Source organism: Cupriavidus sp. GW822-FHT02D05 (genome assembly GCF_058802485.1).
In genome coordinates this window covers 1-11,786 of the sequence record NZ_JBXAOE010000025.1, presented here as the reverse complement: position 1 = coordinate 11,786, position 11,786 = coordinate 1, and the positions used below count along the sequence as shown (strand labels likewise).

11 protein-coding genes are annotated in these 11,786 nt (G+C 63.4%); 5 read left to right on the top strand and 6 right to left on the bottom strand.

Features of this window, described 5'->3' with window-relative positions:
- The first annotated feature begins 36 nt into the window (after nt 1–36).
- Nucleotides 37–1,905 (top strand): flavin monoamine oxidase family protein, encoded by a 1,869-nt coding sequence (locus tag AC1RQK_RS28485; RefSeq protein ID WP_492812560.1) that lies wholly within the window; start codon nt 37–39, stop codon nt 1,903–1,905.
- Between the two features lie 21 nt (nt 1,906–1,926).
- Here the strand turns inward: AC1RQK_RS28485 and speG are convergent, their stop codons facing one another.
- Both speG and AC1RQK_RS28475 read right to left on the bottom strand, forming a co-directional pair.
- Nucleotides 1,927–2,469 (bottom strand): spermidine N1-acetyltransferase, encoded by a 543-nt coding sequence (gene speG / locus AC1RQK_RS28480; RefSeq protein ID WP_150990208.1) that lies wholly within the window; start codon nt 2,467–2,469, stop codon nt 1,927–1,929.
- Nucleotides 2,470–2,651: 182 nt separating this feature from the next.
- Nucleotides 2,652–3,437, bottom strand: a complete 786-nt coding sequence (locus AC1RQK_RS28475) for a TatD family hydrolase (protein ID WP_492374832.1) — start codon at nt 3,435–3,437, stop codon at nt 2,652–2,654.
- Nucleotides 3,438–3,657: 220 nt separating this feature from the next.
- Here AC1RQK_RS28475 and AC1RQK_RS28470 point away from each other — a divergent pair, with 220 nt between their 5' ends.
- The 3 genes from AC1RQK_RS28470 (at nt 3,658) to rpoD (ending at nt 7,636) form a co-directional block, all read left to right on the top strand.
- Nucleotides 3,658–3,993, top strand: a complete 336-nt coding sequence (locus AC1RQK_RS28470; RefSeq protein ID WP_492374831.1) for a helix-turn-helix domain-containing protein — start codon at nt 3,658–3,660, stop codon at nt 3,991–3,993.
- Complete coding sequence (locus tag AC1RQK_RS28465) at nt 3,983–5,308, top strand: type II toxin-antitoxin system HipA family toxin (protein ID WP_492812558.1); 1,326 nt, start codon at nt 3,983–3,985, stop codon at nt 5,306–5,308. Before AC1RQK_RS28470 ends, AC1RQK_RS28465 begins: the two co-directional genes overlap by 11 nt.
- 366 nt (nt 5,309–5,674) lie before the next feature.
- Nucleotides 5,675–7,636 (top strand): RNA polymerase sigma factor RpoD, encoded by a 1,962-nt coding sequence (gene rpoD / locus AC1RQK_RS28460; protein ID WP_253932086.1) that lies wholly within the window; start codon nt 5,675–5,677, stop codon nt 7,634–7,636.
- An 86-nt stretch (nt 7,637–7,722) separates the two neighbouring features.
- On the opposite strand, the gene AC1RQK_RS28455 is transcribed toward rpoD, so the two are convergent.
- Together AC1RQK_RS28455 and AC1RQK_RS28450 are read right to left on the bottom strand one after the other, a co-directional pair.
- A complete protein-coding gene (locus tag AC1RQK_RS28455) occupies nt 7,723–8,307 on the bottom strand; it encodes a DUF1294 domain-containing protein (protein ID WP_492374829.1) in 585 nt (194 codons plus the stop codon).
- 52 nt (nt 8,308–8,359) lie between these two features.
- The gene (locus AC1RQK_RS28450) at nt 8,360–9,571 is read right to left on the bottom strand and encodes a tyrosine-type recombinase/integrase (RefSeq protein ID WP_492812555.1); all 1,212 of its coding nucleotides are present in this window, start codon (nt 9,569–9,571) and stop codon (nt 8,360–8,362) included.
- A gap of 141 nt (nt 9,572–9,712) precedes the next feature.
- Here AC1RQK_RS28450 and AC1RQK_RS28445 point away from each other — a divergent pair, with 141 nt between their 5' ends.
- On the top strand, nt 9,713–10,750 hold the full coding sequence (locus AC1RQK_RS28445; protein ID WP_492374827.1) for a DNA-binding protein: 1,038 nt from the start codon (nt 9,713–9,715) through the stop codon (nt 10,748–10,750).
- Between the two features lie 104 nt (nt 10,751–10,854).
- On the opposite strand, the gene AC1RQK_RS28440 is transcribed toward AC1RQK_RS28445, so the two are convergent.
- Complete coding sequence (locus AC1RQK_RS28440) at nt 10,855–11,244, bottom strand: nuclear transport factor 2 family protein (protein ID WP_416048614.1); 390 nt, start codon at nt 11,242–11,244, stop codon at nt 10,855–10,857.
- 292 nt (nt 11,245–11,536) lie between these two features.
- A partial coding sequence (locus AC1RQK_RS28435) for a hypothetical protein (RefSeq protein WP_492812553.1) occupies nt 11,537–11,786 on the bottom strand: 250 nt, incomplete at its 5' end.

The following is an 11,786-nucleotide window of genomic DNA, read 5'->3' as shown; positions in this document are numbered from 1 at the left end:
CCCGCGCGCCACCTACTTCAAGCGAATCCTATTGCCATGACCATCACGCGCAGAGATTTCCTTAACGGCGCCGCGCTCACCATTGCCGCGGGGCTGGCGCCGTCCCAGCTTTTGCAGGCCGCCGAACGCGGTGCCGGCTACCCGCCCGCGCTGACCGGGCTGCGCGGCAACCATGCGGGCACCTATACGCTCGCGCACAGCCTGGCGCGTGAGGGCGCCAAGTATCCCGCCGTCATGGCGCGCGAAGTCTACGACCTGGTGGTGGTGGGTGGCGGACTCAGCGGGCTGGCAGCAGCGTGGTTCTACCAGCGCCGCTTTGGCGCCGGCAAGCGCATCCTGATCCTGGACAACCACGACGATTTCGGCGGGCACGCCAAGCGCAACGAGTTCACCGTGCGCGGGCAGAAACTGGTGACGTACGGCGGCAGCGCCGAGATGCCATCGACCGCGCTGGACAGCCGCGCGGTGGCCACGCTGCTGGCCGGCCTCGGTGTAGACGCAAAGCGCCATCAAGCCGCCGAACGCGACCCATACCGCGAGCTGGGCATGGGCCGCTCGGTGTTCTTCGACCAGGAGCATTTCGGCCGGGACCAGTTGCTTGCCGGCGATCCGTTTGCGGGGCTGATCGATGGCCGTAATGGGATAGCTGCGCAGGGGATAGCCGCACAGGGGATAGGCACGCAGCCTGTGGATGCCGCCGCCTTCAAAGCCTTCCTCGACAAGGCGCCGTTGCCCCAGCAAGACCGCGCTGCGCTGGCGCGGCTGGCCGACGGCGGCACGGATTACCTGGCCGGCATGAGCGAAAGCGAGCGGCTGGCCTACCTGAAGCGCACCAGCTACGCGGCGTTCCTGCGCGAGAAGGCCGGCCTGGGGCTGGATGGACAGCGCTTTTTCCGCAGCCGCAGCAACGATGCCTATGCGCTCGACGCCGACGGCGTATCCGTGTTCGACGCGCTGGCCATTGGCCTGCCGGCGGGCAAGAACATGCCACCGCCCAGCCTGAATCCGCGCCTTGGCAAGTCGCCCGCGTCAAAGCTCTGGTTTGCCGACGGCAACGCCACGCTGGCGCGGCTGCTGGTGCAGAACCTGATCCCGGGCGTGGCAAGCATCGCCAGCCCCGATGCCATCGGCGCGGCCAGCTTCGACTACAGCCGGCTCGATGCCGAAGATGCAAGGGTGAGGGTGCGGCTGAACAGCACAGCCATCGCCATCGAGCCCGACCAGCGCATCACGCGCGTGACCTACGGCTGGAATGGGAACCTGCACCGGGTCGAAGCCGCGCATGTAGTGCTGGCAGGCTACAACATGATGATCCCGTTCATCATGCCCGGCCTGCCGGACGCGCAAAAGCAAGCTTTGCGCGCCGACGTGAAGGCGCCCGTGGTCTACACCAAGGTGGCGCTGGACAACTGGCGTGCCTTCGAGGCGCTCAAGACCAGCCGCATCCACGCGCCGGCCATGGCCTACACCGACCTGTGGCTGGAGAAGCCAGCCGGCGCGCGTCCGGCAGATCCGGTGGTGCTGCATATGCTCTATGTGCCCACCGTGCCGGACAGCGGCATGCAGGCGCGCGAGCGCTTTCGCGCGGGGCGCGCCTTCTTGCTGGGTACGCCGTTCAGCGAACTGGAGAAGGGCGTGCGCAGCCAGCTCGATCGCATGCTGGCGCCAGGCGGCTTTGCCGGCAAGGACGTCATCCGGGGCATCACCGTCAACCGTTGGGCACACGGTTACAGCTATATGCCCAACAGCTTGTTCGAGGAAGAAGCGGCGGCGCAGGCCGTGCTGGATCGCTCGCGCGCCCGCGCTGGCAATGTGGTGATCGCCAATAGCGATAGCGCGGGCAGCCCGTCGTTGACGTCCGCCATTGATCAGGCGTGGAGGGCGGTGGGCGAGTTGGCTGGCTGATGTGGAGGCGGCAGCGGTTGTTCAGCGCTGCCGTGGTCGCGACGCGAGGTAGTCGCGCTGGAAGGCGCACATGCGCAGTGCGTTGTGATACGCGCCATAGCTGAAGAATTCTTCCCGCAGCTCGCCCTCACGCTGGAAGCCGCATTTCTCGTAGATGTGGATCGCCTTTTCGTTCTGCACGTCCACGATCAGGAACAGCTTGTGGAGGTTCAGCACCATGAAGGCGTAGTCCATGGCAAGCCGCGTGGCCGTGCTGGCATAGCCGCGGCCCTGGCTGGCGGGTGCCACGATGATCTGGAACTCGCCGCGCCGGTGGATATGGTTCAACTCCATCAGCTCGACCAGGCCGACGGCCTCGCCTTCCAGGTTCTCGCAGATAAAGCGGCGCTCGCGCTGGTCGTGCACGTGGCGGTCATATAGCTGCGACAGCTCGGTGAAGGTCTCGTACGGCTCCTCGAACCAGTAACGCATGATCTTGGCGTCGTTGTTGAGGCTGTGGACGAAATGCAGATGGCTGCGCTCCAGCGGGCGCAGGAGCAGGTTCTGGCCGGTTTCGGTCACCATCGGTGGGCCTTTCTTGATTGTTCTTCGATTGATGGGTCGGCCCAAGCCATCATGGATCGGTTGGAGACACAAGACTGGCCGGGCGAAGGTCTTTTGGACTCGCCCGGCTATGGGCGGGTTCCAGTGTAATGCGGGCACGTTCAGGCGCAAAGCTTGAAGTGACTGGTGTGGGGCGGAGCGCATCAGGCCGGAATGCCAAACAAGCGGCGGCTGTTGCGGGTGCACTGATCCGCCACTTCGCGCATGCTCAGCCCCTTCAGCTCGGCGACCGCTTGCGCGATCCAGGGAAGATTGGCGGGCTCGTTGTAAGGCCGCCGGTTCTTGTGGTTTTTCGGGCCGAGATAGGGCGCGTCCGTCTCCAGGTGCAGGTGCTCGAGCGGGATGGCTTGCACGGCCTCCCGCAGCGCCTGGCCGCGCTTGATATCCGTGACCCAGCCGGTGATGCCGATGTCCAGGCCTAGCGCTACGAAAGCGGCTGCCTCATCGGTTGCGCCGGTGAAGCAGTGCACCACGCCGTGGGCGCCCGCGCGCACGGCGGGTGCGACCATGGCGTAGAAATCGTCGAAGGCGTCCCGGCAATGAAGGAACAGCGGCTTCTTCCAGCGCACCGCCGCTTCGAGTTGTGCCTCGAAGGCGTGGCGCTGGTCGGCTGGCGTAGAGAAGTTGCGGTTGTAGTCCAGCCCGCATTCCCCGATTGCCACCACATCAGGGCTCTCCCAAAGCGCCTGGAGGGACTGCAGGACCGCTGGCGACCAGTCCTTGGCGGTGTGCGGGTGGATGCCGGCCGTGGCAAAGAGGAAATGGGGATGCCGGCTGGCCAGGTCGCGTGCCTTTCGGCTTGATTCCAGCGAGGTGCCGGTGGCAAGGATGCCGACCACGCCCGCTGCTGTAGCGCGCTCCAGGATCACGGCGGTGTGCGGGGCAATCTGAGACGAGTGAAAGTTCACGCCAATGTCGATCAGGTGCATGTCTCTGGCTAAGGGATGGGGTGGCTGGTGGTTCGACAGGTATGCAGTCTAACCGCTTAAATACCGTGCCTATGCAGCCCTATTAATGTTCCATATATAGAACATTAATAGGGAAATAGCAGTTATTGTTCTATATGCAGAACATTATCTTGATCCATTCTTCTGTTTCGTATACAGTACATTAGATGTATTTCAAGGCTTAATGTTTTATAGGTGGCATATGAATCTCGCCGAACTGGGGGAGGCCTTTAAGCACGCCAGGCTTCTTGCCAACAAAACCCAACAGGAAGTCGCGGACGCCAGCGGGGTGCCGCGTGCGCGGATCAGCCGGTTCGAGACCGGCGGCTTGCCGGAGCTGGGCGCCGTGAAGCTGCTGAGCCTGTTTGAAGCCGTCGGGCTTGAGCTGCTCGCACGGCCCGCCGGCCACCGAAGGACCCTTGACGACGTGCTGGCAGAGTCCGAAACAGGCAATGCCGCTGCGGGAGACCTCCGCCGGCGGGTCAGGCATGCCCATAGCAAGCCCCAGGCAGCCACGGGGAGGGCGGATGAGCGCTAAGGTACTGGACGTCTACGTGAATGCAACGCCAGTGGGCACGCTGGTCGAAGAGGCGCGCGCGAGCGTTTTCACCTACCTGCCAGACGTACAGGCGCACAACCTCGTCTCACTCCTGCTCCCAGCGCGGGCAGAGTCATATAAATGGGCTGCCGGATTGCTGCCTTTTTTTCAGATGAACCTGCCTGAAGGGTACAAAAAAGACCTGGTGCGCCGAAAACTTGGCGCCCATGCCGACGTGAGCGACCAGGGCCTGTTGGCACTGACCGGCGCGAACGGAATCGGCAGGGTCAGGGTGGTGCCCCGTGGCGTATCGGTGGACGCCCCCGCCTCCAACCTGGACATGGCGAGCCTGCTTGCCGCAACAGGCTCACGGGACAACCTGTTGCGGCAGCTGGAAGCCGGTATTACCGATGGTGTCTCTGGCGTCATGCCGAAGCTGCTTGCCAGGCCAGAGGACAAAGCCACGGCCTGGACCGATGAGTTCATCCTGAAAACCGGTCCGGCCGACTTGCCCGGCCTGTCTGTCAATGAATTCCTGTGCCTGGAGGTCGCGCGGCATGCGGGCCTGGAGGTCCCCGAGACACAACTCTCGGAGGACGGGGAGGTGCTGGCCATCCGGCGTTTCGACCGGCTGGCCAACGGGGGCCGCCTGGCGGTCGAGGATTTCTGCGCACTCAAGGGGCTGGATCCCGTCAATAAGTACAAAGGCAGCCTTGAGGACCTGGCCAAACTGTCGTCGATTTACATCAGTGCCCCGCATCGCAAGGACAGCGCGAGGCGGCTGTTTACGCTGCTGCTCGTGAACTATGCGCTGCGCAATGCAGACGCGCACTTGAAAAACTTCGCAGTGGTCTATACCTCCGTAGAGGACGTGCGGCTGGCGCCGGTTTACGACGTTGTCACGGTGACGGCCTACCCCGAGTACCAGGCAGATATTCCGGGGCTGCCGTTGGCCGGCAAGCGGACCTGGGCATCCGGGCAGTGGTTGACCCAATACGGGGGTGCCCGGTTGTCGCTGTCCCGGACCGACATGGCGGCGTGCGCGGCGCAGGTGACCGAGGCGGTTCGAAAAGTGCTGCCGATGGTAGCTGAGTGCGCTGGCCGGTACCCGGAGTTCCGGGAAATCGCCAAGCGGATGCTGGCGGCATGGGCGCAAGGGCTGGAGGACATCAAGCCGGATGCACGGCCGGGGAAATCGGCACCCGCCCCATTAAGGGAAGAAGCCGGCCTTTCCGGGCCCGGTAGCCTGGCTGGCAAGAAAAAAACAAATCTGTATGTAAATCCTGACGGTGCTTTCGGTCACAAGGCCCGATGAGGTCATATGGAATCTTTGCGTCACATATTGCGGGTAATTCTCCCGGTTTGTGCGTGAAAATAGGGCTATTGCCTAGCATGGAGTGACATGGCAACGCAAATTTAAGAGGGGTTGAAGGGCCTCGGCGATGCGGTAAAAAACTTTTAGCACGTGCTGCGTCGCACCAACGAATGTAGAATATCGCCCTTTGGCCTAAACGAGCGCGGACCACCATACTGGAAGAACCCGGTAGTGGTGGCGTCAGCCATGCATCTCTCGACAGGTACCCATCCTGTGACGGCTTTGACAGCCAGAGGTGCGTTGGGTGTACCCTCGTACGGGCAACAGCAACAGTTAAGAAGTAATTCAGCAAGGGAGCAGCAGTTAATGGCGAGTGGCGCACAACGGACGGTGGCAGAAACAAAGACAGCATTGACCGGCAAAAAGCCTGTCGGCAGGGGTGCGGCGTCCACGACTCAAGCTGATCCCGCAACCGAAGCAACGGAACGCAGCCAGCAGCTGCGCGCGCTGATCCAGTTGGGCAGGGAGCGAGGCTACCTGACGCACGCGGACATCAGCGACCATTTGCAGGGCAATTTCACGGACACCGCGGCGATGGAGAGCATCGTCAGCACGTTCGCCGAAATGGGCGTGACGATCTATGAGCAGACGCCGGACGCTGAAGCGCTGCTGCTGCGCGACAGCGCGGTCGCCGCATCTGACGACCAGGCCGATGAAGAGGCGGAAGTTGCGCTCTCGACGGTTGACTCGGAATTTGGCCGCACCACCGATCCGGTGCGGATGTACATGCGGGAAATGAGCTCGGCAACGCTGCTGACCCGCAAGCAGGAAGTCGAGATCGCCAAGCGCATCGAGGACGGCCTGAACCGCATGGTGCATGCCATCGCTGCCTGCCCGTCCACCATTGCGACGATTCTTGAGCTGTCGGAGCGGGTCGCCCGCGACGAAACGCGTATCGATGAGCTCGTCGACGGCCTGATCGAAGGGGAAGGCGAAGTCGCCGAAGCCGAGGAAGACACCAGCCGCGACGAAGTCGTCGCCGAGGATGAGAGCGCCTCGGACGAGCCCGTCGACGAAGGTGCGGCCGCGCAAGCCAACGAAACCGCCAGCCTGGCCAAGCTGCGTGACGATTGCCTGACCCGCTTCGCTCGCGTGGCCAATCATTTCGAAGCCATGCGCAAGGCCTACACCGCCCACGGCGTGGAGTCCGAAGGCTTCCTCGTGGCACAGCTCGCGGTTCGGGAGGAGCTCAAGTCGATCCGCTTTACCGCAAAGACCATCGAGCGCCTGTGCGCCGATGTGCAGACGGTGGTGGAAGAAGTACGCGTGGTCGAGCGCCAGATCCTGCAACTGATGGTCGAGCGTTGCGGCATGCCCCGTGAGGAGTTCATCGAACGCTTTCCGGGCAACGAGACCAATCTCGCCTGGGGCCGTGCGATCGCCGGCGAGTCGCGTTCGTACAGTGACTCCGTTTCCCGCAGCTTGCCGGACCTCGAAGCGCATCAGCAAAAGCTGATCGACATCCACGCCCGCGTGGTGCTGCCGCTGTCGGAACTGAAGCTGGTGAATCGCCAGATGCTGGCAGCCGAGCGGCAGATGCGCCAGGCCAAGCACGAGATGACGCAGGCCAACCTGCGCCTGGTCATCTCGATCGCCAAGAAGTACGTGAACCGCGGCATGCAGTTCCTGGACCTGATCCAGGAAGGCAACATTGGCTTGATGAAGGCGGTCGACAAGTTCGAGTACCGCCGCGGCTGGAAATTCTCCACCTATGCAACCTGGTGGGTTCGCCAGGCCGTGACGCGCGCGATCGCCGACCAGGCCCGGACCATCCGGGTGCCGGTGCACATGATCGAGACGATCAACAAGCTCAACCGGATCTCGCGCGAAATCATGCAGCGCACCGGCAAGGCTGCGGATCCCGCTGCTCTGGCCGAGCGCATGGAGATGCCCGAAGAGAAGGTCCGCTCGATCATGAAGATCGCGAAGGAACCGGTTTCGATGGAAACGCCGGTTGGCGAAGACGGTGACACGAGCCTGGGCGACATGATTGCCGACTCCGACACCGCGTCCCCCGCCGAAGCCGCGTTGCACGCTAGCCTGCGCGCCACTGTGCGCGAGATGCTCGACGACCTGACGCCGCGCGAGGCCAAGGTGCTGCGCATGCGTTTTGGCATCGACATGTCGACCGACTACACGCTGGAAGAAGTCGGCAAGCAGTTCGATGTGACGCGCGAACGGATTCGCCAGATCGAAAGCAAGGCGATGAAGAAGATGCGCCATCCCAGCCGCGCGGACCATCTGAAGGCGTTCCTGAAGGAAGGCTAATCAGGGTTCTGCCCCGGCGCGTGCCGGGCGAAGGCTGGTCGAAGGGGGTTACGGCAAAGTTAAAAGCCGTAGCCCCCTTTGCTATTTCAGCCAGGCAAGTACGTCTTCCACATGACGAGGGCGCCAAGGTTCAAGGCAACGGTGCCCCAGAAAACCAGCTGGAACTCTTGCTTCCGATTCTTGTGGCGCAGCAGGTGCTGCGCGGCAAGCGCGCCCGGCCAGCCTCCGCACAGCGCCAGGAAGTGCAGCCTGGCCTCGGGCGTGCGCCAAGCATCGTGTTTGGCGCTGTTCTTGTCGAGCACGTAGGCAAGGAACGCAACGGCACTCATCACAAGGCTGACGAGGCCTGCATATCGTGGCAGGTATCCGCTAAGGGCGCCGCCCGCAATGGCCATCAGCGCCGCTGCCGCCAGGAAGGCAGGCAACAGGTTTGGCCGGCTCACCTGGCTTCGCCCCTTCGGCGCGCCCAGTATCGAGACGCTAGTGGCTCGCATGCGGCCGTCCTTGTCCTTGCCTAGTTCAAACGTCACGCGGTCGCCAGCCTTGGGCTGGACGGCACGGTGCTGCAACGCGGTGATGTGAAAGAAGATGTCTTTCAAGTCCGCATGGATATCGATGAAGCCGTAGCCCTTGTCGGCATGCCAGGATTTGACGCGGCCCGCTTTTTTCATTTTTGCTTGTCCATCGGCGATGCGCATTCTAGCTACCCCTTGATGTGCATGGTCATTGATCCTGCTTTGTGCCCCAGCCCAGCCGGTGGCGCTCCTGCGTGGCCTGGTGCCGCGCATCGTCTTCCGCATGCAGGTATGCGCTGGTTGTGGCGATGGACGCGTGCCCGAAATTGTCCCGCACGAAGCGCAGGTCGACCTGCCGATCCGTCATATGCGACCCGGCCGTGTGGCGCAGCCAGTGTGCCGAGGCGCCGGCCAGCACCTCGGCACGGCTTGCCCATTCGGGGCCGCGCGCGCGCAACTGCTCTGCCGCCAGCCCGAAGATCTCCTTGAGCACCAAATGCAGCGCGCCACGCGACAGGGCGCGCTCGCGCCCGATCACGGGCAGCACAATGGGGCGATCCTCGCCGGGGCTTGGCGCAGACGGCAGACCGTGGGCGTTGCGGTAACGCGCCAGCTCCGCCATTAGCTCATCGGTGGCCGGCACTAGCCGCGTCTTGTTGCCCTTGCCTGTCACCTCTATCCACCACCGCTCCAGGCCCTGGCTGTCGCGCCGACAGAAAAAAGCCCCCATGCGCGTGCTGGCCACTTCCGCTGCACGCAAGCCACCGAGATACAGCACGGTCAGCAGCCAACGGCAACGCGCCGCGTGCAGGCGGTCGCGCTCGGTCTCGACCGGCATGGCAGCGGTGGCGTCCTTGACCGCTTGCCACATGTCGTGGCTCAGGTAGCGGGTAATACGCGGCTTGGGCAGGCTGCGCCGGCTGCGCGCCAGCGACAGTGGGTTGCCGGCCAGGTAGCCCGCGTCGACCAGCCAGGCGAACAAGCCATTGAGGATCACCATGGTGTGCCGCGCACTGACTGGGGAGAGCGGCCCGGCAAACGGCCGCCACTCGGGCGCACCACGCGCTAGTTTCTTGCGCGACGCCATCACCCAGCGCCAGGCTGGCTGCGGGTCGGCCAGGAAGCGTTCGTACACCAGTAAATCCTCATGGGTCAGCGACGACAGCGGCTTGCCATGCTGCATCACGGCCCATAGCAGTAGCCGCTCTACCTCGCGCCGATAGGTTTGCAGGGTAGTGGGCGTGTCGGCATAGCGCGCCAGCCAGGCAGTCACCGCGGCCAAATCCTCCGCGGCCGAGATCTGCGGGGTGCCGCCGCGCGCCCTGTTGGTGCCGGCGGCGCCGGATAGCTCGGCGGGCACGCGCAAGCGCTCGATCGGGGTGGCCGGCAGGGTGGCGAGGGGCAGTTGGCTGGATTCCATGGGTGAGGCGTGAGTCTCGTTCTCAAATTAGGCGTAATTATAGACAGAACAACAGTTATGTCTAAGGATTGCCTGTTTATTCATGAAATATTACGTATTACGTAGTAATATTTATAAATTGCCGGAACCTCTCCAAAACTCATGACCACTAGCCCAGAAACCACGGCAAACGAGCAAATCCTGCAGGCTGACATCGTCAAACTGCGCGAACGCTTCCCGGAAACACGTGCTCTCTATCGAGAGGTGTGTGGATTGCTGTTCTTCCGCTACGGCATCACGCCCACCGCCAACAAGCTCTACGGGCTGGTGCGCAAGGGCAGCATGGGCACACCGACCGAGGTGCTGGCGCAGTTCTGGCAAGACATGCGCGACAAGATGCGCGTGACCATCGCCCACCCCGAGTTGCCGGACGCACTCAAGCAGATCGCCGCCGATGCCGTGCAGTCGATCTGGCAAGCCGCCAACGAGGCTGCCGCCGGCGAACTGGCATCGCTGCGCGTGGAGGCCCGACACCAGGCGAGCGAGGCCGAAGCGCAACGCGACCAGGCGCGGGCCGCTCTGGTGGTGGCCGAGCAGGAGAAAGCCGTCGTGCAAGCTGAACTCGGCGCCGCCCGGCAAGCGCGTGTGGCGCTACAAGGGGAACTGGAAGCCGAGCGCCAGGCCCACGCAGCCGCGCGGGCGCGCCAAGAGGAGGGCAAGCGCCAGATCGAGGCGCTCGAGCGCCACTTGGGCGAAATGCATGCACAGTTCTCGACGGACCTGGAGCGCACCCACGAGCAGGTCGCGGTGGCGCAGGAACGGGCCAGCGCCACCGAGCGCCGCGCGCTGCGCGAGATTGATCAGGAGCGCACGCTGCGGCAGAAGGCAGAGCAGGTGGTGGGGGAGTTGCGCTCCGGGATGGCCGCGGCGCAGGTGAGGGCGCAAGACGCGGCCGTCGCGGGCGCGGAGGAGCGGGTGCGCTTGCAGGCCGAGCGCGACACGCTCAGCCGGCGGTGGGTGGAGGCGCAGCAGGCGCTAGCGGAGGGGGAAGTGGCGCGGGAGCGCTTACGGGCCGAAATCGAGGTGGCGCTGCGGCGGGCCGAGCGTGCGCAAGCCGAGGCCACCGCGACGCGCCGCCTGATGACGGCCAGGCGCCTGGCGCCGGTGACGCGCACCAAGTTCAAGCCCGGGCCGGCTTGAGAGCCCGCTGCGATCGACGCGTTTGGTTTCGAGCTACTTGGCCAGCTAGCGCGAGTTGCCGGCGGGTAAAGCCTGCGGAGCGCCGCGTGAAGGCGGATGGCGGATTATTTTTTCGGCGGCGCTGCGCTGAACGTCTTGTTGGCGATCTTCCAGACGCCGTCGATTTCCAGGAGCGTCATGTAGTCCGTGAAGGTCACTTCCGGATACTCCAGCACGACCTTGGCAGTGCCGGCGTTGCCGGTGACGTCGAAATGCGTGATGTAGCGCTTGCGTTGTGCTTCATCTGCCGCGGGCTGGCCCTGGAAGCGCGCGGAAAACTCATCGAGGGTCAAGGCGTGCAACTTTCCCTCGCGAAACGAGATGATCCTGGCATCCGGGTGGAACGCCTTGCGCATGTATTCCGCATTGCCGGTGATGTGGGCTTGCAGGTAGTTCTCGATCGGCTCAAGAGCGGCTACGTGTTGTGATGTCATGCCGGGGGTGCTGAATGTCATGTTGTCTCCAGATCTATGAATCCGCCTGGCGGTGGCCTGAATGGCGGGCGTCAAACCATGCAATTGCATTCTATTATTGCATACAATATGTTCGGCTCGGGGATCCGCGCCGTTCGGCTCTGGCCGGAGCCCGTCGCGCAGGCGGTCGGTGCCCCCATCGTCATTGCACAAGTGCTGTGCGGTGACCTTCATCCCGCGGCGACAAAGCTTGGGGCAAAAAATCTTGGAAAAAACTTGCCAGCGTTGCGCGAACGACCTAGTATTCGCTCCCTTCGCGGCAGGAGGCTCAGCTTCAGGGCAGGGCGGTAGAGTTCGCGGGGCTGCTAGTGGGGAAGGTGAGTAATAGGCAGAGCGAAACTTGCCCGAGCAAGAAAAGATTAAAAAAGTATTGATGAAACGCAGATAATTCTTTATAGTCTCGTTCCTTCGCTGCAGCAAACGCAGCGACGCGGTAAGCAAAGCGAGCCGCGGCCAGTTCTTTAACAAACAAACAACCGATAAGTGTGGGCGCTTGATAGCGGATGCGGAAGACTTCGGTCTTT

Coding starts and splice junctions, on each gene's coding strand:
- AC1RQK_RS28485 (WP_492812560.1), top strand. CDS start 37: ATGACCATCACGCGCAGAGATTTCCTTAACGGCGCCGCGCTCACCATT.
- speG (WP_150990208.1), bottom strand. CDS start 2,469: ATGGTGACCGAAACCGGCCAGAACCTGCTCCTGCGCCCGCTGGAGCGC.
- AC1RQK_RS28475 (WP_492374832.1), bottom strand. CDS start 3,437: ATGCACCTGATCGACATTGGCGTGAACTTTCACTCGTCTCAGATTGCC.
- AC1RQK_RS28470 (WP_492374831.1), top strand. CDS start 3,658: ATGAATCTCGCCGAACTGGGGGAGGCCTTTAAGCACGCCAGGCTTCTT.
- AC1RQK_RS28465 (WP_492812558.1), top strand. CDS start 3,983: ATGAGCGCTAAGGTACTGGACGTCTACGTGAATGCAACGCCAGTGGGC.
- rpoD (WP_253932086.1), top strand. CDS start 5,675: ATGGCGAGTGGCGCACAACGGACGGTGGCAGAAACAAAGACAGCATTG.
- AC1RQK_RS28455 (WP_492374829.1), bottom strand. CDS start 8,307: ATGAAAAAAGCGGGCCGCGTCAAATCCTGGCATGCCGACAAGGGCTAC.
- AC1RQK_RS28450 (WP_492812555.1), bottom strand. CDS start 9,571: ATGGAATCCAGCCAACTGCCCCTCGCCACCCTGCCGGCCACCCCGATC.
- AC1RQK_RS28445 (WP_492374827.1), top strand. CDS start 9,713: ATGACCACTAGCCCAGAAACCACGGCAAACGAGCAAATCCTGCAGGCT.
- AC1RQK_RS28440 (WP_416048614.1), bottom strand. CDS start 11,244: ATGACATTCAGCACCCCCGGCATGACATCACAACACGTAGCCGCTCTT.